The sequence below is a fragment of the Clavibacter michiganensis subsp. tessellarius genome (assembly GCF_021922985.1).
Taxonomy (GTDB): domain Bacteria; phylum Actinomycetota; class Actinomycetes; order Actinomycetales; family Microbacteriaceae; genus Clavibacter; species Clavibacter tessellarius.
Genome location: NZ_CP040788.1, coordinates 2,759,183 through 2,777,915, shown reverse-complemented (window position 1 = coordinate 2,777,915; position 18,733 = coordinate 2,759,183). Strand labels below are relative to the sequence as shown.

Here is an 18,733-nt window from a genome sequence, read left to right as displayed (position 1 = left end):
TCAGAGCCTCTCTTCGTCGGGGAGCGACGTCGTCCGCCGCCCGTCGTGCGCCGGGCCGGGCTCCCGCACCGCCGGGGATGCGGGGGCGTGGTCGGCTCGGGTGGTGCGCGGCTCCCGGGGCGTCTCGGCGGACGCCCACAGGAAGCCGTGGTTGGCGTGGTCGTGTTCGATGCGGATGCCCTCGAATCCCGCGTCGGCCAGGAGCGCGAGCGCCTCGTCGGCGTCCGTCGGACGGAACACCTCGGTGAAGCCGGACGCGGAGCCCGGCGCGCCCTCGGGGTGCACGGCGCTCACGCAGGTGAACAGCTCGCCGTCGCGCGTGACCTCCATGTCGAGCCACCAGGTGACCCCGTCGAGCACCAGGGGCACCCGGTGTCGTCCCATCAGCGCCTCGTAGGCGGAGCGCTCGAAGAGCTCCACCGCGATGCGGCCTCCCGGACGCACCCAGCGTCGCACGTTCTCGAGCACGCGCGCCTGCACATCGCGGTCCGCCACGTACTGGAGGCCGCCGAGCAGGCAGACCACCAGGTCGACCGAGGCGGCCGGCACCGCGTCGGCGTCCCGGACGTCCCCGACGCGCAGCTCGACGTTGCCGGGCACGCCGCGAGCGGCGAAGCGCTCCAGCATGTCGCCCGACAGGTCCAGCGCCACCACGGACGCCACCCGCTCGGCGATGGACCGCGTGGCGCGGCCGGTGCCGCATCCGACGTCCAGCACCGCGTCGCCCGGTCGCAGCACGTCCGCGAGCGCGGACGCGGTGACCTCGGGCGGCGCCAGCGCGTCCATCACGCGGTCGTACCCCTCGGCGCCCACGTCCGCCGTCACGGAGAAGCCGGCGGTCACGGGGCCCCCTCCTCGTCGAAGCGGGCGTAGTCGAAGACGACGTCGTACTCCGGCTTCGCCGACGCGTCGTGGCCGGCGTAGCGGAGCATCATCACCTGGAACCACTCCATCCCGTCCTCGGGACGGGCGGTGGCCCGCACGGCGTCGTTGATGGACTCCATGGCGCTCTGCCTGCTGCGGGCGAGGGCGGGCGGCCCGTCGGGCGACACCGTCATGATCACGTTGGCGACGTCGAAGAACCCCTTCTCCTTGCGGCGGCCCGGGAACCAGAGCGCCTGGCCCATGCGGCGGGTGCTGATGGTGTGCATCGACCGCCACTCCGAGTGCCGGGAGCGGTCGTCGTCGGCGAGCCGGTACAGGTAGTGCACGTCCTCCACCGCCGGCTTGGGGGCGAAGAACCGCCAGTTCGGGATCGCGGCGTTCCCCACGCCCGCGTCGAGCCGCCGCACCCGGTCGTAGGCGCGATCGGGGTGCTGCGCGAGGACGGTCACGACGAACCACGCCGCGAAGAAGCCCGTGATCCCGAGGTCCACCGCGCTGCGGACGACGCCCCGCGCGCCCGCCGGCGTCATGCCGGGCTCCAGACGCGTCCGGCGACCAGGAGGTCGTGCAGCCGGGCCACGACCGCGGGCTGGGCGACCAGCGTCTGGTGGTCCGCCCCGGCGACCACGTTGTAGCTGCTCCGGCCGCTGGTCGCCAGGTACTCCTCGTAGAGCTCCTCGTGGCGCGGGATCGTGCGCACGGTCTCGCCGGCGGCGATCACGTGGACGGCGCAGTCCACCTCTCCGAGACCGCCGGTCCAGTCGAGCATCATCGGATGCAGGAAGCGCCATTCGCGCCGCGCGGCACGGAGGGTGACCACGCTGGTGGCGTCCGCCCACATGCGTCCCGCGTACGGGTTCCCCTCGGCGTAGGCCATGGCCTCGGAGCGCACGAGGAGCAGGCCGCCGCCCAGCGCCATGGTCTCCGGGGCCAGGCCGATGGACAGGTCGAGGCCCTCCGCCCCCAGGTACTGGGCCCGGCTCGCCACGAGCTCCCCCGGGTGCGTCGGGTCGAGCAGGGTGATGGAGCCGAGGTCCCGGTCGATGCCCGCGTCCCGGGCGAAGCGCGCGTACCGGAAGGCGAGCAGTCCGCCCAGCGAGTGACCGACCAGGTGGATCCTGGAGCGCGCCGGGACCATCTCGGCGATGGCGGCGTGGAGGTCCTGGACGGCCTCCGCCAGGCTGAAGGGCCGGGCGGTGAGCACGCGGGACGATCCGTAGCCGGCCCGGTCGTGCAGCAGCACGCCCGGTGCGGCCTCCGCTCCCCCCTGATCGGGGTGCCCCCGGCGGATCGCGTCGCCGAGCGCGGCGACCGTCGACGCGGAGGACAGCAGCCCTCCGAGCAGGACGACGACGTCGTCCCGGTCGAGGCCGGCGTGGTGGTCGACGATGAGGTTGCCGCTCGGGGCGACGACGCTCTGCGGGTGGTAGCCCGCGTAGCCGCGGCCCGCGCGACGCTGCATCACCCATCCGTGCGCGACGCCGGCCGCCGCGGAGACCGCGCCGAGCGCCAGGGTGGCGCCGCCGAAGCCCACGGGGCTCACCGCGGCACCAGCTTCCACACCGCCGGGTAGGTGCCGACGAACGTGACGAGGAAGCGCCACAGGCCCATGAACCGCGCGTTGAGCAGGTGGAACCCGACGCCGCCGCAGAGCGCCACGAGGGCCGTCGGCCGGGTGAGGAGCATGAGGGGGAAGCTGATCTCCCACGTCAGCGCCAGCTTGGAGCCCACGCGCCCCAGGTCGGGGTGCGTGTGCAGCAGCCGGTAGACGGCCGCGTCCCCGTAGGTCTCGGTGCGCATGATCTTGGTGAGGGCCGTGCCGGTGCGCCAGTCCTTGCCGGGCAGCTTCGTCAGGCCGCCGGCCACGTAGCTGAGCGCCGTCTGCGCGCCGATGAAGTCGCTCGCGGCACGTCGGGTGCGCTCGCTGCCGCCGAGCCGGCCGAGCCCCGCGGCCGAGTGGACGAGGAAGGACACCTGGTCCGACCCGTCCGTGCCGTTGAGCTGGATGGGGTAGAGGAGCGCCGTGGAGCCCACCAGGTACAGGTCGGCTGCCGCCCGGGCCGCGTTGCTCCGGATCGGCGAGACCAGCACGGCGCAGGCGCCGATGCGGCCGATGTGCAGGACGCGGAACACGGGCTCGCGGGCGATGAGGGCGCGCACGCGCCGAGCCCAGGCGTAGCGCGTCGGCACCTGGTGCTGCATGTGGACCCAGTTGTTGAGCCCGCCGCGACGTCGGTCGGAGGCGCTCGCCAGGTACTCGAGCGAGGAGAGGATCTGGGTCGCCGCGCTGCTGCGCTCGGCGAAGCCGATCGAGGAGCGCGACGCGCGGTCGAGGGCGGATCCGAGGGATGACGCCATGCTCATGGGTGGGCCTTTCGGGAGGGGACGGCGGGCGGGGCGGCGGTCGGGAGCGGATCATGCCCCCGACCGCCCTGTCGGTCCCGTTCAGCCGCCGCCGACGGCGTTGCCCACGGCCGCGCCGACGCCTGCGGCGCCGACGACCACTGCCGTGGCCTTGCCTCCGGCGACGACTCCGGCGGCGAATGCCGCCGGTGTCGCCATCACGGGCGAGGTCACCCCGTCGACCCGGACGTCATCCGAGTTGACGAGACCGAGCAGTCGATGGGTCGCGGACATCTCCGCGACGCTCATCGGACCACCGCCCGGTATGCGGCGTACGCGGCGCCTACCACGGCACCACCGCCGACGACCGCGCCCGCGGCCTTCGCGGCGACGGCCCCGGCTCCGGCGGCTGCCGGGACGGCAGCCACGGTGGCGGGCGACGCCATGATCGGCGTGCGCACCTCGGATCCGGTTCCATCGAGGTGGGAACGGAGCTGAGCGTCTGCGTTCACGTGGGTCAGGAGATCCATCTGTGCTTCCTCTCGTCGTTTCCGTCGGGGGCTCTCCGACGCCCGCCGACCGCTGCGGATGCAGCGACTTGTTTCCCACGGTAGGGAAATGCGGGAGGGGTCGTCCACGGTCCGGACGCCCCAGCGCTGGGGCTCCTCACGGGTCTCCCAGGAGATCCCAGGAGCTTGTGCGGGACGTCATCCCTGTCGCGGTTGCGCCGATGCGCCGGCATCCGCTATCGGCGACGGTCGGATCCCGGGTGGCGCCCGCATCCGCCCCGGTAGGGTGTGCCCAGCTACAGGAGATCCGACCGGCCCGACCCGGCGGGCGCGACGTCCGTCGCCGCCTCGGAGGATGCCGGATGGAGTGCAGGTGAGCGTCAGGAGCGGCGGCGAGCGGCTCGGGCTCCGCGAGGTCGCGGAGCGGGCGGGCGTCTCGCACATGACCGTCTCGCGCGTGCTCAACGGGCACCCGCAGGTGAAGGAGTCGACCCGGCAGCGCGTGCTCGAGGTCGTGGCCGAGCTCGACTTCCGGCCGAACAGCGCGGCGCGCGAGCTCGTCACCCAGCGGGCGCTGCGGATCGGCGTGCTCATCGAGAGCGCGGTGGAGTTCGGGCCGTCGAGCATCCTGCGCGCCATCGAGCGGTCGGCGCGCGACGGCGGCTACTCGGTCGCGTCCTTCGCGCTCCGCGACGACGAGGACGCGACGCCCGAGGAGGCCGTGCGCCACCTCACGGGCCAGGGCATCGACGCGCTCTGCGTCGTGGCCCCGCGCTCGTCGTCGGTCGCCGTGCTCCGCACCATCACCGCCGGCCTGCCGACGCTCGTGGTGAAGGCGGAGAAGGACCCGGCGTTCCTCACGGTCTCGGTCGACCAGTCCGCGGGCACGCGCCTCGCGGTCGACCATCTCGCGAGCCTCGGCCACCGCGACGTGCTGCACGTGTCCGGCCCGCTCGACTGGCTCGACGCGCGCGCCCGCGAGCGCGCCTTCCACGCGCGCACCCGGGCGTGGGGCATGCGCGAGCGGCCCATCGTCATCGGCGACTGGTCGAGCGACTTCGGCTACGACTTCGCGAAGGGGCTCGCCTCCGTGCCGGAGTACACGGCCGTCTTCGTGGCGAACGACGAGATGGCGCTCGGCGTGATCCACGGGCTGCACGACCGCGGGATCCGGGTGCCGGAGGACCTCAGCGTCGTCGGCTTCGACGACCTGCCGGTCTCGCGTCACTTCCTCCCGCCGCTCACCACGGTGAAGCAGGACTTCCCGGCGCTCGGCGCGCTCGTGGTCGACGTGCTCATCGCGGCGATCGAGGGGCGCGAGATCCCGCGGTCGAGCCGGATCCCGGCCGAGCTCGTCGTGCGCGACTCCAGCGCCGCCGCCCGCCGCGTCGACTGAATCCGGCACCCGGGGGATCCGGCGCCGCCGCCCCGCGCCCGGGCGCCACCTCCCCGGCGCATCCGCCGCGCGACGCCCCTCGCCCGCGCCGATGCCGGCCGCTACAGTCGAGCCAGTCGGGCACCGCCCGGCACGCGGCCACGACGGCCCGGAACCCGAGGAGCACCAGGTGCGTCACGCACGGGGATCGACGACGATCCGCCCGACCGGCCCGACGGTCGCCGCCGCGGAGGCGCGCGCGGGTGCCGCGCCGGACGCCCGGGCCGACCCCGCGCGGGCCGCCGATCGCGCCGGCGTCACGTCCGGCCCCGTCGTGCGCATGACGGGCATCACCGTGACGTTCCCCAACGGCACCGCGCTCGACGGCGTCGACCTCGACCTCTACCCCGGCGAGGTGCACGCGCTCCTCGGCGAGAACGGCGCGGGGAAGTCGACGCTCATCAAGGCGCTGCTCGGCGTGCACCGGATCGACGCGGGCGAGATCCGCGTCGACGGCGCGCCCGTGCGCCTCGGCGGGCCGGCGGACGCGCGCGCCCTCGGGATCCAGGCCGCGTTCCAGGAGTCGCACCTCGTGGAGAACCTCAGCGTGGGCGAGAACGTGATGCTCGGCCACGAGGAGCGCCGCCGCCTCGGCATCTCCTGGCGCGCCACCCACCAGCGCGCCGCCGCGATGCTCGCGGAGCTCGGCCTCGCCGACCTCGATCCCCGCGCGCGCCTCGGCGACCTCTCCCCCGCCAGCCGCCAGCTCGTCTCCATCGCGCGCGCCATGGTCGACCGGCCGCGCGTGCTGGTGCTCGACGAGCCGACCTCCAGCCTCGACGCCGACGACGTGGAGCGGCTCTTCCGCGTGATCCGGGGCCTCCGGGACCAGGGCGTCGCCATCCTCTTCGTCTCCCACTTCCTCGAGCAGGTGCTCGCCCTCAGCGACCGGATGACCGTGCTGCGCGGCGGCGTGAAGGAGGGCGACCACTTCACCCACGAGATCGACCGGGCCGACATCGTCGCGCGCATGGTCGGGCAGGACGTCGCGCACCTCAAGCGCATCGGCTCGGAGCGGCGCGCGCACCGGGTCGATCCGATCGGACCGCCGCTCTACCGCGCCGCCGGCGTCGCCCGGCAGGGGATGCTCCGGCCGGTCGACCTGGAGCTGCACCCGGGCGAGGTGGTGGGCATCGCGGGCCTCCGCGGATCCGGCCGCACCGAGCTCGCGCGCCTGCTCGCGGGCGCCGACCGGGCCGACGGCGGCGTGGTGACGCTCGGCGGGCGCGACGTCGTGATCGACCGGCCGGTCGACGCGCTCCGGCACCGCGTCGCGCTCTCGGCGGAGGACCGAGGCGCCGAGGGCCTCATCGGCGAGCTCAGCGTGCGGGAGAACATCGTGCTCGCGCTCCAGGCGCTGCGCGGCTGGGCGCATCCGCTGTCGCGTGCCGAGCGCCAGGACCTCGTGGAGCGGCACATCGAGCACTTCGGGATCACGCCCGCGGATCCCGCGACCCCGGCCGGCCAGCTCTCCGGCGGCAACCAGCAGAAGGTGCTGCTCGCGCGCTGGCTCGCGATCCGCCCGCGCGTGCTGATCCTCGACGAGCCGACCCGCGGCGTCGACATCCGCGCGAAGGTCGACATCCAGGCCCACATCGCCCAGCTCGCGCTCGACGGCGTCGCGGTCGTCTTCATATCGAGCGCGTTCGAGGAGCTCGTGCGGGTGAGCGACCGGATCGTGGTGCTCAAGGACCGGGAGAAGATCGGCGAGCTGAGCAACGGGCCGGGCGTCACGGTCGACACCATCGTCGAGCTGATCGCGGCGCCGGGCGACGACGAGGACGAGGACGCGTTCCCGCTGCCGGAGCTCCCGCACCCGCCCGCTCCGCCGCTCCGACCCCGCTCGCGGTGACGGGGATGTTCCCGGTGACAGATCCCTTGCGCCGCCGAAACTGTTACCGGTAACATCCCGATCACGCGGCAGCACCCCGCGCACCGCAGCACCACCGGTCCCCGAGGACCGCGAGGGACGCCGACGTCCCGACATCTCAAGGAGGAGATACATGTCCACGAAGAGGCGCATCGCCACCATCGCCGCGGCCGGGGCCATCGCCCTCGGCCTCGCGGCCTGCAACAGCAACTCCGGCACCGGGTCCACCGCGGGCGGCGCCGCCGACAGCGGCGGCGAGACCGCCACCGTCGGCTTCGTCGCCGTCGGCCCCGAGGGCGCCTGGCGCCAGGCCAACGAGAAGGACATCCAGGACACCTTCACGAAGGAGGCCGGGTTCGACCTCAAGTACGCGCCCGCCACCAACAACGACCAGAAGTCGCAGATCGACGCGTTCACGTCGTTCGTCGACGAGGGCGTCGACGTGATCCTGCTCTCGGCCACCGAGGGATCCGGCTGGGAGGACTCGCTCGAGCGCGCCAAGGAGGCCGAGATCCCCGTGGTCCTCATCGACCGCGGCATCGAGCCCGACGACGACTCGCTCTACGCGACCCGCATCGCGCCCGACAACATCGCCGTGAGCTCGTCGGTCGCCGACTGGGCGAAGACCGCGCTGCCCGAGGGCGGCAAGTACTTCACGCTCGAGGGCCCGGCCGGCGTCTCCGTCGTGAACGAGCGCAACGAGGGCTGGGACGAGGTCATCGGCGCCGAGAGCTCCTTCACGAAGGTCGGCGCGCAGACCGCCAACTGGTCCACCGAGGAGGCGAAGAGCGTCTTCGAGACCGTGCTCAAGTCGAACGCGAACGACGTGCAGATGGTCTTCGCGCAGAACGACGAGATGGGCCTCGGCGCCGTCCAGGCCGTCGAGGAGGCGGGCCTCACGCCCGGCGAGGACGTGAAGATCGCGACCATCGACGGCACGAAGGGCGCGCTGCAGGCGCTGACCGACGGCAAGCTCAGCTTCGTCGCCGAGTACAACCCGCTGTTCGGCGGCACCGCGCTCGAGGCCGTGCAGGCGCTGCTCGACGGCGAGAGCGTCGAGTCGTCGATCGTCGTCCCGTCCGACGTGTTCGACTCGCCCGAGAAGGCCGCCACCGCGCTGCCCGACCGGAAGTTCTAGCCCGCCCGCACGGACACCCGCGGCGGGGCGGACCATCCGCCCCGCCGCCCCACCCGCCGACGACGACGTCGGCGGAGGAACGGAGCACGCGCCATGCAGGCACCCCGCCCGATCGTCGAGATGCAGGGCATCACCATCTCCTTCCCCGGCGTCAAGGCGCTCGACGCCGTCGACCTCCGCCTGTTCCCCGGCGAGGTCCACACGCTCATGGGCGAGAACGGCGCCGGCAAGTCGACGCTGATCAAGGCGCTCACGGGCGTCTACGGCATCGACTCCGGCCGCGTGGTCGTGGACGGCAGCGAGCGGCGCCTCTCCGGCACCGCCGACGCGCAGGCCGCTGGGATCTCCACGGTCTACCAGGAGGTCAACCTCTGCGGGAACCTCACCATCGGCGAGAACGTCATGCTCGGCTACGAGCGGCGCGGCCGGTTCGGCATCGACTGGAAGGGCACGCACGCCGCGGCCTCCGCGGTGCTGGCGCGCGTGGGGCTCGCCCACCTGGATCCGCGCACCCCGCTCTCCGCGCTCAGCCTCGCGCTGCAGCAGCTCGTCGCCATCAGCCGCGCGACCGTCATCGACGCCAAGGTGCTGATCCTCGACGAGCCCACCTCCAGCCTCGACGCCGACGAGGTCGAGGGCCTCTTCCGCGTGATGCGGCGCCTCCGCGACGAGGGCGTCGCCATCCTCTTCGTCTCCCACTTCCTCGACCAGGTCTTCGCGATCAGCGACCGGCTCACGGTGCTGCGCAACGGCAGGCTCGTGGGCGAGCACCTCACGCGCGACATCGACCGCGCGGGCCTCATCGCCCTGATGATCGGCAAGGACCTGCAGGCCCTCCGCTCCCTCGACCGCGAGCGCGCCTCGCGGCAGGTGGCCGACGGCGAACCCGTGTACCGCGCCACCGGGATCGGCCGGCGCGGCTCGCTCGACGCGACCGACGTCGAGCTCCGCCGCGGCGAGGTCGTGGGCCTCGCCGGGCTGCTCGGATCCGGCCGCACCGAGCTCGCGCGCCTCCTCTACGGCGTCGACAAGCCCGACTCCGGATCCGTGACCATGGACGGCCGACCCGTCGCCATCTCCTCCCCGGCGAAGGCGCTGAAGCACCGCATCGCGTTCTCGAGCGAGAACCGGCGCGACGAGGGGATCATCCGCGACCTCAGCGTGCGGGAGAACCTCGTGCTCGCCGTGCAGGCGAAGCGCGGCTGGGCGCGTCCCCTGCCGCGCAAGGAGAAGGACCGGATCGTCGCGAAGTACCTCACCGAGCTCAACGTGCGGCCCGCCGACCCCGACCGGCCCATCCGGAACCTGTCGGGCGGCAACCAGCAGAAGGTCCTGCTCGGGCGGTGGCTCGCGACCGAGCCGGAGCTCCTGATCCTCGACGAGCCGACCCGCGGGATCGACGTGGGCGCCAAGGCCGAGATCCAGGAGCAGGTGGCGGCCCTCGCCGACACGGGCGTCGCCGTCGTGTTCATCTCCTCGGAGCTCGAGGAGGTGGTGCGCCTCAGCGACCGGATCCTCGTGCTCAAGGACCACCGCAAGATCGCCGAGCTCGAGGCCGGGCCCGACGTGACGGCCGAGTCGATCGTCGCGGCGATCGCGGAGGAGGGCGTCTCCGACGTCGACCTCGGCGCCGTGCCCGACCCCGCCGCGACCCCTCCGGCGAGCGCCGCCTCGGCGTCCGCCGCACCCGCATCCGCCGGCGCCCCGCCCGCGACCACCCAGGAGGCCCGCCGATGAGCGGCACGACCACCCCGGCGGCGCGCCCGCTCGCCGACCTGCTGCACCGGCCCTGGTTCTGGGGATCGGTCGCGATCATCCTGCTGCTGGCGGTGAACGTCGCGAAGGACCCGGGCTACCTCGCCCTCTCGGTGAACCCCGACACGGGCAACCTCGTGGGGAACCTCGTCGACATCCTCCGGGCCGCCGCGCCCGTGCTGATGATCGCGGTCGGCATGTGCCTCGTGATCGCCACCGGCGGCATCGACCTCAGCGTCGGCTCGATCATGGTGGTCGCCGGCGCCGTCTCGATGGAGTTCCTCAAGGCCGCCGGATCCGACTCGCTCGGCGTCGCGCTCGGCGCCATGGGGCTCGCGCTCCTCATCGCCGGGGTGCTCGGCGCGGTCAACGGCATGCTCGTCTCCGTCGTGGGGCTGCAGCCGTTCATCAGCACGCTCGTGATCATGCTCGCCGGCCGCGGCCTCGCGAAGGTCATCACGGCCGGGCAGAACACGGCCGCCGCCAACGAGCCGTTCCGCTGGGTCGCGAACGGCTACATCGTGGGGCTGCCGGTCGTGTTCCTGCTGGCCGTGCTGATCACTATCGGCGTCGCCGTGCTCGTGCGGCGGAGCGCGCTCGGCCTGATGATCGAGGCCATCGGCATGGACCCGCAGGCCGCGCGCCTCGCGGGCCTCGACCGGCGCGCGCTCCTGTTCACGGCGTACATCGCGAGCGGACTGCTCGCGGGCGTCGCCGGGATCTTCGCGACCGCCAGCGTCATGACGGTCGACGTCTCCCGCACCGGCTACCAGCTGGAGCTCGACGCGATCCTCGCGGTCGTCATCGGCGGCACCTCGCTCGCGGGCGGCAAGTTCCACCTGCTCGGAGCCGCCGTCGGCGCGCTCCTCATCGCGACCCTCGACAAGACGGTCGTGTTCCTCGGCATCTCGTCCTCGGCCACGCCCGCCTTCAAGGCGATCGTCATCGTGGCGCTCTGCCTCCTGCAGTCCCGGCGCGTGCGTGCGCTGTTCACCCGGCGCCGCACCGCGACGCCCCCCGCCGTGCCGACCGAGAAGGAGGCCGTGCCCGCATGAGCGCCACGACGATCCGCCCGCCCCTCGCCCCGACGCCCGCGCCGGGACCCGGCGCGGCGCCCCGCCCGCCGCGGCGCCGCATGCGCCTCCGCCTCGACTCGCTGCCGACCGTCGCCGCCCTGGTGATCCTGCTCGCGATGCTGGCCTACGGGGAGATCGCGTACGGCCGCATCCTGCAGGCCGCGACGCTGTCGAACCTGCTGATCAACAACGCCCACGTCATCGTGCTCGCCGTGGGCCTCACGTTCGTGATTCTCACGGGCGGCATCGACCTGTCCGTCGGCGCGATCGTCGCCGTCAGCAGCGTGGCCGGGGTGCTGCTCGCGAACGCGGGGTGGAACCCGTGGGTCGTGATGTTGCTGATGATCCTCATCGGCACGGCCTCCGGCGTCGTCTCGGGCGTGCTCATCCAGTTCTTCGACGTGCAGCCCTTCATCGCGACGCTCGCCATGATGTTCCTCGGCCGCGGCCTCGCCTCCATCCTCAGCACGGTGCCCGAGCGCCTGGACGACGAGTCGCCCCTGCGCTCGCTCGCGACGAACATGAAGGTGGTCGACGGGCCGAAGGTCAACGACGTGGTGACCACGCCGGGCGTGCTCGTCGCGCTCGTGGTGGTGGCGGTCGCGTTCTTCGTGCTGCACCGCACGCGCCTCGGCCGCACGGTGTACGCGACCGGCGGATCCGAGCAGTCGGCCGCCCTCATGGGCCTGCCCGTGCGCCGCACGAAGCTCGCCGTCTACGTGATCAGCGGCACGCTCGCCGGCCTCGCCTCGGTGATCTACACGGCCCGGCTCGGCAGCGCGCAGAACATCACCGGCATCGGCTGGGAGCTCGACGCGATCGCCGCGACCGTGATCGGCGGCACCCTCCTCACGGGCGGAGTCGGCTTCGTGCTCGGCTCGGTCGTGGGCGCGCTCGTGCTGGGCCTGATGAACGTGCTGATCACGCGTGACGGCGGCATCCCGCCCGAGGCGACGACCATCATCACGGGCGGGATCCTGCTGGTGTTCGTGCTGCTGCAGCGCGCGGTGATGGCGAGGCGGCGGCGGACGTAGCGCGCCGGACGCCGGTCGCCCGCGGCCGCCGGGCTTGCAGGTGACGCGGCGTCATGTGGTCCAGTGGGGTCACACGCCACGACGAGGAAGGCCCGTCCATGCACCCGTCCCCCACCCCGCCCCGCTCGGTCAAGATCGGCGACGCCGCCGCGTTCGCCGGCACGACCCCGCGGGCGATCCGCCACTACCACCGCATCGGCCTGCTGCCGGAGCCCGAGCGCGGCGCCGACGACCGCCGGCGCTACGGGCACGACGACATGATGCGGCTGCTGTGGATCCTGCGGACCGTCGACGCCGGGATCGCCCTGGCCGACATCCGCGACGCGTTCCTCGACGCGGGGCCGACGGACGCCGGCGCGGGATCCGGCGACGCGGAGGCGGACGCGCGCCCCGACACCGACGCGATGCTGGAGCGGCTGGATGCCTCGCTCGCGGAGCGCGAGGCGGAGATCGGGCGGCAGCGCCTCGCCGTGCAGCGCATGCGCGCCCGCGGCAGCCGGCTCGGGCTCCTCTCCGACTTCGTCGCGCGGCGGCTCGACGACCTGCCCGCGGGATCCGTCCGCCCGGCCGACCTCGACGCCCTGCTCGTGATGGAGCGCATGTTCGGCCCGCTGGGCGCCGCCGTGCACGCCTCGCGGGCCGTCGCGCTCGCCACCCATCCGGAGCTGCGCGCGCAGGCCGACCGGGTCGACGCCGCCGAGGAGGCGCTCGACGACTCCGTCGCGGTGGACGATCCGCGCGTCGCGGAGGTCGCCGCCGAGCGGCATGCGTTCGAGCGCGCGCTGGACGCGGCCATCCGCGAGTCGGGCCAGCACGAGGACGACGACGCCCTCTTCGACGAGTGGGAGCGGCTGCATCCCGACGGCTCCGACGGCAGCGCGGACGAGCCCGGCGCGGGTCCCTCGCGGGGGCACGGGTCCCTGACCGCGGCGCAGGCCCTCACGCGGATGCCCTACGACCTCTCCCCCGCCCGCCTCCGCTGCATGGAGCTGGTCGTGGAGCTGAGCATGCCCGACTGGGCTGACGCGTAGGGGCGGCGCGACGGGGCACCCGTTCCGCTCGGCCCGGCCCGGCCCGGCCCGGCCCGGAGGAGGATGGCCCCACGCACCGCCCGCCCCGCACCCGAGGACCGACGATGACCCACCCGCTCCCCCTCGACGTCACCGACGCCGACCTCGACGACCTGCGCGACCGGATCCGCCGCACGCGCTGGATCACCCCCTGGCCGGTCGAGCCGTGGGAGGCCGGCACCGACCAGGCCCTGCTGCGCCGCCTCGCCGGCGTGTGGGCCGACGGCTTCGACTGGCGGGCGCGCGAGCGGGAGATCCGGGCGCTGCCGTGGGCGACCGCCGACCTCGACGGCACGCCCCTCTCCTACCTGCGCTTCGACGCGGAACGGCCCGGCGGGCTCCCGGTGATCCTCACGAACGGCTGGCCGAGCTCCGCGCTCGAGCTGGTGCCGCTCGCGGAGCGCCTGTCGCAGCCGTCCCGCACCGGCGGCGACCCGGACGACGCGGTCACCGTGATCGTCCCGGCGCTCCCCGGCTTCCCGTTCTCGCCGCCGCGGCCGCGGATGGACGAGCCGACGCACGAGCTCTGGCACCGGCTGATGACGGAGGAGCTGGGCTTCGCGCGGTACGCGGCGCACGGCGGCGACCTCGGCGCGGGGATCACGTCGCGGCTGGCGGAGGCGCATCCGGAGGCGGTGGCGGGGATCCACCTGATGGCGGTCGCCGCGCCCGCGGACCTCGACGAGGCGACGCTCACCGACGAGGAGCGCGCGCACGTGCAGGAGATGCGCACGTGGGAGGCGGACGAGGGCGGCTACGAGCACCAGCAGGAGACGCGTCCCCTGACCCTCGCGCCTGCGCTGCAGGACTCGCCCGTGGGGCTGCTGTCGTGGATCCTCGAGAAGCACCGCGCCTGGAGCGACTGCGGCGGCGACGTGTCCGCGCGCTTCAGCGACGACCACCTGCTGACGCTCGCGTCGCTCTACTGGTTCACGGGATCCATCGGCACCTCGCTCCGCCCGTACTTCGCGTACGGCTCCGGACGCACCGCGCCGGTGGAGCGCGTGCGGGTCCCGACCGCGGTCGCGGTGTTCCCGCACGACCTGGTGCACCCGCCGCGGAGCTGGGCCGAGCGCACGTACGACGTCGTCCGCCACACGACCATGCCGCGCGGCGGCCACTTCGCGCCGCACGAGGAGCCGGACCTGCTGGCGGACGACATCCGCGCGCTCCTGCGGATGCTGCGCTAGCGGGGGCTCGCGCGCGGCGTCGGCGGCGCGGATCGGCTCCCCCGCGTCAGAGCGGGGCGCGCTCCGCCAGCGGCACCGCGGCGTCGGACGTCCGGCGTTCGCGGGTCCGTCGCCGCAGGCAGACCGCGCACGTGGCGCCTGCGGCGATGGCGCCGGCCAGGATCCCGGCGCCCGCGGCCTCGAGCGGGCCGAGTCCGAAGACGAGCGTCACGAGGACCGCGGTCGTCGTCGCGATCACCACGCCCGCGACGGCGGTCGCGCCGCCGACGGCGACCCGGATCCCGCGGCGCAGGCCGAGCGCGTGCGCAGCAGCGGCGAGCAGCCCGGTGAGGGTGCCGAGCACCGCGTACGCGACGGCCGCGACGAGCGCCTCGATCGCGATGACGGCCACGAACCAGAGGCCGCCCTCGGGCTCGGTGCCGAGCGCGGTCACGCGGATCGCGATGCCCATGGCCATGAGGATCGGCAGGACGAGGGCCACCCCGGCCCCGACCGTCGCGCCCCAGACGACGAGGGCGCCGGTGGGCGTGCGGTGCAGGGCGGGGGTCGAGGCCATGACCGCACGCTAGCGGGCGTCGGCCCCCTCCGGCACGCCGCCCGCCGGGATCGGATCCATGTGCCCGAGCTCGATCACGTTCCCGTCCGGGTCGCGCAGCTGCCGCTGGTACATGAAGCCGAGGTCGACGGGAGGCCTGGCCTCGGATCCGCCGGCGGCGAGGCCCGCGGTCGCGCGTGCGTCGACGTCGGCGCGGCTGTCGAGCATGACGGCGGTGATGGCCGCGGCGCTCGTGGACGGGTCGCCCACGGGCAGGTCGAGGAACGACTGGAAGAAGTCGCGCGTGAGCAGCATGAAGGCGCTGCGGTCGGCCTCCACGACGAGGCACGCGGCCTGCTCGTCGGTGAAGTCGGGGTTCACGGTGCAGCCGACCGCCTCGTAGAAGGCGATCGCGCGCGGCAGGTCGGTGACGGGCAGGTTGACGAAGATCATGGGCATGGCGGTCTCCTCTTCGAGACGGTCGGCGTCGATGCGATCAGCGTCCCGTGCACGGCGAGGCCGGTCAAGGCCCGCGAACCCGGTCAAGGACCGCGACCACCGGTCCCGCCTATCGCCCGCCGCGCTCCCGCTTCCGCCGCAGCGACCAGCGGAGCAGGATGCCGCCGACCACGATGAACAGCCCGCCGGCGACGTAGCCGAGCACGCGCTGCTCCGGATGCAGGGTGCCGTAGACGATCGCGACGACCCCCGTGATCACGAGGTAGAGGTACTGGTCGCGCATGATCGACGAGGCCAGGCCCTCGTCCCGGTCGTCCGCCATGCCGACAGCCTGGCAGGTCGCGGCGGCCCCGCGCACCTCCGGGCCGAGGGACGGGCACGCTCACGACGCGCGGGCGGCCACGTCACGACCGACGGCCACCGGTCCCATACGGGATCCGGCGGCCGTCGTCGTGCGTGCCGCGGGTCAGCGCTTCTTCAGCACCCCCGTCGACCAGAGCGCCACCGCGATGAGCACCGGCTGGAAGAACAGGCGGCGGAAGCGCTTGGCGTCGGTGTCGAGGCCGAAGGCGTCGCGCTTGTGGACGTACTGCGCGATGTTGCCCGGGAAGATCGCCGTGAAGAACGCGGCGGCCGCCCAGCCCGCGAGGCCGCGGCGCGAGCGCGCGAACAGCAGGGCCGAGCCGAGCGTGATCTCGGCGACGCCGGATCCGATGACGGTCACGTCCTCGGGCACCGGCAGCGACTTCGGGACCTGCGCGCGGAACTCCTCGCGCGCGACGGTGAGGTGCGAGACGCCGGCGAACGCGAGGAACGAGCCGAGCACCACGCGGGCGACGGTGCGCGGCACGGACGTGCGGTGCGCGCGGGTGAGGGCGGCCATCAGTCGTCCGAGACGGTGACGACGACCTCGATGTTGCCGCGGGTCGCGTTCGAGTAGGGGCAGACCTGGTGGGCCTGGTCGGCGAGCTCCTGCGCGAGGTCGTGCTCGACCCCGGGGATGACGACCTCGAGGTGCACGGCGAGCATGTAGCCGCCCTGGCCGTTGGATCCGATGCTCACGCGGCTGCCGACGCTCGAGTCGGCGATCTTCACCTTGCGCGCGCGGGCGACGCCCTGCAGCGCGGAGTGGAAGCACGCGGCGTAGCCGGCGGCGAAGAGCTGCTCGGGGTTCGCGCCCTCGCCGGATCCGCCCATGGCCTTGGGGATGGAGAGGTCGAGCGCGAGGTCGCTGTCGCTGACGGCGACGCGGCCGTCGCGGCCGGCTCCCGTGGCGAGTGCCTCCGCGGTGTAGAGGGCGTCCATGTCGGTTCCTTCCGTTCGTGGTCGCTCGTGGCGGCCGGGGGTGGGGATGGTGGTGCGGATCAGGGGGTGCGGGTGCGCGCCGAGGCCTCGGCCGGCCGTGTCGCGGGGTGCGCGAGCGCCTCGGCCGTGGCGTCCTGCATGCCCGCGGTCAGCAGGTGCAGGGTGGCCAGCAGCTGCCGAGCGCGGTCGAGGTCGAGGCCCATGCCGCGGATGATCGCCGCGGGCACGTGCGCGAGCTCGGCCCGCACGGTGCGGCCGCGATCCGCGAGCGAGACGGTGACGACGCGCTGGTCGGCGGAGATCCGGCGGCGGGCGATGAACCCGGCCTCCTCCATCCGCGCGAGCAGCGGCGACAGCGTGCCGGAGTCGAGGTCGAGCTGCTGCCCGAGCTCGGTGACCGTGCGGTCGTCGCCGGACCAGAGCAGCACCAGCACCAGGTACTGCGGGTAGGTGAGGCCCCACGGTGCGAGGAGCGCGCGGTAGGCCTGCGTCGTGGAGCGCGACGCCGTGTAGAGCGAGAAGCAGACCAGCTCGTCGGCGATGCGCGCGGGCGGCGCTGTCTCGTCGGCGGGGGCGCAGGGCTCGCGATCGGTCATGGCTCGACCCTGCCACGGAACTAGGTTGTGCGCAATCCAGTTCGGCCGATGCTCAGCCGACGAGCGCCGCCGCGTACCCTGGACCGACATGATCACGAGACGAGAGGCCGCGCTGCGGCTGGGCATCCCGCTGGAGATGGCCACGCGCCACGGCATCCCGGGGCGCGTCCCGGAGTCCGAGATCGCCGCGATGGACCAGGATCCGCCCGCCTGGCTCGCGCAGTCCCGCGCCAACGCGACCGGCAAGCGGCCCGTCTGGGTCCAGCTGACGTGCGAGGTCTGCGGCTTCACGGAGGCCGTGCGCCCGAAGAAGTGGTGGCCGGACTTCTCCTACCTCTCCTGCGAGCGGCACTCCCCCGACGAGCTCCCCGAGCCGGCGCTCGGCCTCGCCCGCCGCGAGGTCGACGGGATCGGCAGCCGGTTCGTGGGCGTGGTGGACGAGCGGCCGTAGGGGCGCCATCGGTCCCGAACCGTCGCATGCGACGTTCCGGCCAGCGCGTCCGCCACGACGAGAGGGACCCCGCCGTGCGGCGGGGTCCCTCTCGTGTCGATCGCGAGCTACGCGCTCGTGGCCAGCTTCTTGATCCAGCCCTCGGTCTTCCGGCCGCGCTTCTTGTCGACCATGATCCGGATCCGGGCGGCCGATGCCCGTTCTGCGTCGCTGATGGGGTCGGTCTCACCGGCCTGGATGCGCTTCTCGAGTGCGCTCGGGCTCGGGTTCCTCTGCGCCATCGTCATGGCGGTACCTCCTTCATCCATCGTCAACGCGTGTGGGGATGGTGTCCACCTCAGGTGGATGGGCGCCGGACGCGGATACCACGCTGCCCCTCCGCTCCTCATCCAACCGAGACGACGACGTCACGGCGTCGATCATCTCCGCCTCGGTCGTCGTCGCCTCCGCTACGAGCACCTCGATCGCGGCGAGTCAGCTGACTGCTGCCCGCCTCGCCGCACACGGCAGCGGAGCAGAACCGGGGACGGGGTCCCCTCGCCGGTGGACGCCTGGCGAGCGTTCTGCCATCACCCTCGGCCGGGATGGCCCCACCTCCGTCAGGCCGCGACGACCTCCGCGTGGGCCGCCCCGCCCTCGCGGAGCGCCGGGCAGTGCTCGGGCGTCGGGTGCAGGCAGATGTCGATGACGCGGGTCAGCTCCTCGCGGGCGCGCTCGAGCTCGGCGATGGCCGCGGTGATCCGGTCGCGCTCGGAGCGGAGGAGCGCCAGCGACTCGGGCGCCGCGACGCCGCTGTCGACGCTCGGCAGCAGCTGGCGGATCGTGCGGCTCGGGAGGCCCGCGGCGAACAGCTGCTGGATGAGCTGCACGCGCTCGATCGCGGCCTCCGGGTAGACGCGCTGGCCGCTCCTGGTGCGCTCGGCCGGCAGCAGGCCCTGCTCCTCGTAGTACCGGAGCGCCCGGGTGCTCACGCCCGCGCGTCCCGCCACGTCGCCGATCCGCAGCATGCCGCCCTCTTCCCTCGTGATCCGTCGGAGACGTCGATCTCGCGGGCGGACTTGCCCTTCACGTCGACGTCAACT

At 73.7% G+C, this 18,733-nt stretch carries 23 protein-coding genes; 9 read left to right on the top strand and 14 right to left on the bottom strand.

The features are described from left to right. The 6 genes from FGG90_RS13165 to FGG90_RS13140 all read right to left on the bottom strand — a co-directional run bounded on the left by FGG90_RS13165 (nt 1) and on the right by FGG90_RS13140 (nt 3,758). Complete coding sequence (locus tag FGG90_RS13165) at nt 1–843, bottom strand: class I SAM-dependent methyltransferase (RefSeq protein WP_133065127.1); 843 nt, start codon at nt 841–843, stop codon at nt 1–3. Next, entirely contained in the window at nt 840–1,415 is a 576-nt protein-coding gene (locus FGG90_RS13160) for a hypothetical protein (RefSeq protein WP_094126554.1), read from the bottom strand. The genes FGG90_RS13165 and FGG90_RS13160 overlap by 4 nt, the downstream gene beginning before the upstream one ends. Then, nucleotides 1,412–2,428 (bottom strand): alpha/beta hydrolase, encoded by a 1,017-nt coding sequence (locus tag FGG90_RS13155; protein ID WP_106408875.1) that lies wholly within the window; start codon nt 2,426–2,428, stop codon nt 1,412–1,414. The genes FGG90_RS13160 and FGG90_RS13155 overlap by 4 nt, the downstream gene beginning before the upstream one ends. Further along, entirely contained in the window at nt 2,425–3,249 is an 825-nt protein-coding gene (locus FGG90_RS13150; protein ID WP_133065128.1) for a hypothetical protein, read from the bottom strand. Before FGG90_RS13150 ends, FGG90_RS13155 begins: the two co-directional genes overlap by 4 nt. Nucleotides 3,250–3,330: 81 nt before the next feature. Beyond that, entirely contained in the window at nt 3,331–3,537 is a 207-nt protein-coding gene (locus FGG90_RS13145) for a hypothetical protein (protein WP_237583408.1), read from the bottom strand. Next, nucleotides 3,534–3,758, bottom strand: coding sequence for a hypothetical protein (locus FGG90_RS13140; RefSeq protein WP_094126555.1), 225 nt, complete (start codon nt 3,756–3,758; stop codon nt 3,534–3,536). Before FGG90_RS13140 ends, FGG90_RS13145 begins: the two co-directional genes overlap by 4 nt. Before the next feature lie 352 nt (nt 3,759–4,110). On the opposite strand from FGG90_RS13140, the gene FGG90_RS13135 reads away from it, so the two are divergent. The 8 genes from FGG90_RS13135 to FGG90_RS13100 all read left to right on the top strand — a co-directional run bounded on the left by FGG90_RS13135 (nt 4,111) and on the right by FGG90_RS13100 (nt 14,305). Then, a complete protein-coding gene (locus tag FGG90_RS13135; RefSeq protein WP_094131262.1) occupies nt 4,111–5,133 on the top strand; it encodes a LacI family DNA-binding transcriptional regulator in 1,023 nt (340 codons plus the stop codon). 169 nt (nt 5,134–5,302) lie between these two features. Next, a complete protein-coding gene (locus FGG90_RS13130) occupies nt 5,303–7,024 on the top strand; it encodes a sugar ABC transporter ATP-binding protein (RefSeq protein ID WP_094126556.1) in 1,722 nt (573 codons plus the stop codon). Nucleotides 7,025–7,175: 151 nt separating this feature from the next. Continuing rightward, complete coding sequence (locus FGG90_RS13125) at nt 7,176–8,180, top strand: ABC transporter substrate-binding protein (protein ID WP_094126557.1); 1,005 nt, start codon at nt 7,176–7,178, stop codon at nt 8,178–8,180. A 93-nt stretch (nt 8,181–8,273) separates the two neighbouring features. Then, nucleotides 8,274–9,917 (top strand): sugar ABC transporter ATP-binding protein, encoded by a 1,644-nt coding sequence (locus tag FGG90_RS13120; protein ID WP_237583407.1) that lies wholly within the window; start codon nt 8,274–8,276, stop codon nt 9,915–9,917. Next, nucleotides 9,914–10,990 carry an ABC transporter permease gene (locus FGG90_RS13115; protein ID WP_094126558.1) on the top strand — a complete coding sequence of 359 codons (1,077 nt, stop codon included), beginning with the start codon at nt 9,914–9,916 and terminating at the stop codon, nt 10,988–10,990. The genes FGG90_RS13120 and FGG90_RS13115 overlap by 4 nt, the downstream gene beginning before the upstream one ends. Next, on the top strand, nt 10,987–12,045 hold the full coding sequence (locus tag FGG90_RS13110; protein ID WP_094126559.1) for an ABC transporter permease: 1,059 nt from the start codon (nt 10,987–10,989) through the stop codon (nt 12,043–12,045). Before FGG90_RS13115 ends, FGG90_RS13110 begins: the two co-directional genes overlap by 4 nt. 98 nt (nt 12,046–12,143) lie before the next feature. Continuing rightward, nucleotides 12,144–13,076: a MerR family transcriptional regulator gene (locus FGG90_RS13105; protein ID WP_094126560.1), complete on the top strand. Its 933-nt coding sequence runs from the start codon at nt 12,144–12,146 to the stop codon at nt 13,074–13,076. A 104-nt stretch (nt 13,077–13,180) separates the two neighbouring features. Beyond that, nucleotides 13,181–14,305, top strand: a complete 1,125-nt coding sequence (locus FGG90_RS13100; protein WP_094126561.1) for an epoxide hydrolase family protein — start codon at nt 13,181–13,183, stop codon at nt 14,303–14,305. 46 nt (nt 14,306–14,351) lie between these two features. On the opposite strand, the gene FGG90_RS13095 is transcribed toward FGG90_RS13100, so the two are convergent. The 6 genes from FGG90_RS13095 to FGG90_RS13070 form a co-directional block, all read right to left on the bottom strand. Further along, nucleotides 14,352–14,861 carry a hypothetical protein gene (locus FGG90_RS13095; RefSeq protein ID WP_094126562.1) on the bottom strand — a complete coding sequence of 170 codons (510 nt, stop codon included), beginning with the start codon at nt 14,859–14,861 and terminating at the stop codon, nt 14,352–14,354. A 9-nt stretch (nt 14,862–14,870) separates the two neighbouring features. Next, complete coding sequence (locus tag FGG90_RS13090; RefSeq protein WP_094126563.1) at nt 14,871–15,299, bottom strand: VOC family protein; 429 nt, start codon at nt 15,297–15,299, stop codon at nt 14,871–14,873. Nucleotides 15,300–15,408: 109 nt separating this feature from the next. Then, complete coding sequence (locus FGG90_RS13085) at nt 15,409–15,621, bottom strand: hypothetical protein (protein ID WP_043585589.1); 213 nt, start codon at nt 15,619–15,621, stop codon at nt 15,409–15,411. A 144-nt stretch (nt 15,622–15,765) separates the two neighbouring features. Further along, nucleotides 15,766–16,182: a DoxX family protein gene (locus tag FGG90_RS13080; RefSeq protein ID WP_094126564.1), complete on the bottom strand. Its 417-nt coding sequence runs from the start codon at nt 16,180–16,182 to the stop codon at nt 15,766–15,768. Next, the gene (locus FGG90_RS13075) at nt 16,182–16,604 is read right to left on the bottom strand and encodes an organic hydroperoxide resistance protein (RefSeq protein ID WP_094126565.1); all 423 of its coding nucleotides are present in this window, start codon (nt 16,602–16,604) and stop codon (nt 16,182–16,184) included. Before FGG90_RS13075 ends, FGG90_RS13080 begins: the two co-directional genes overlap by 1 nt. 59 nt (nt 16,605–16,663) lie before the next feature. Beyond that, nucleotides 16,664–17,200: a MarR family winged helix-turn-helix transcriptional regulator gene (locus FGG90_RS13070; protein ID WP_210433015.1), complete on the bottom strand. Its 537-nt coding sequence runs from the start codon at nt 17,198–17,200 to the stop codon at nt 16,664–16,666. Nucleotides 17,201–17,288: 88 nt separating this feature from the next. Here FGG90_RS13070 and FGG90_RS13065 point away from each other — a divergent pair, with 88 nt between their 5' ends. Further along, nucleotides 17,289–17,651, top strand: coding sequence for a hypothetical protein (locus tag FGG90_RS13065; protein ID WP_094126566.1), 363 nt, complete (start codon nt 17,289–17,291; stop codon nt 17,649–17,651). A gap of 107 nt (nt 17,652–17,758) precedes the next feature. Here the strand turns inward: FGG90_RS13065 and FGG90_RS13060 are convergent, their stop codons facing one another. Both FGG90_RS13060 and FGG90_RS13055 read right to left on the bottom strand, forming a co-directional pair. Next, complete coding sequence (locus FGG90_RS13060; RefSeq protein ID WP_237583405.1) at nt 17,759–17,938, bottom strand: hypothetical protein; 180 nt, start codon at nt 17,936–17,938, stop codon at nt 17,759–17,761. A 312-nt stretch (nt 17,939–18,250) separates the two neighbouring features. Beyond that, nucleotides 18,251–18,658 (bottom strand): MerR family transcriptional regulator, encoded by a 408-nt coding sequence (locus FGG90_RS13055; protein ID WP_094126568.1) that lies wholly within the window; start codon nt 18,656–18,658, stop codon nt 18,251–18,253. Between the last annotated feature and the right edge of the window lie 75 nt (nt 18,659–18,733).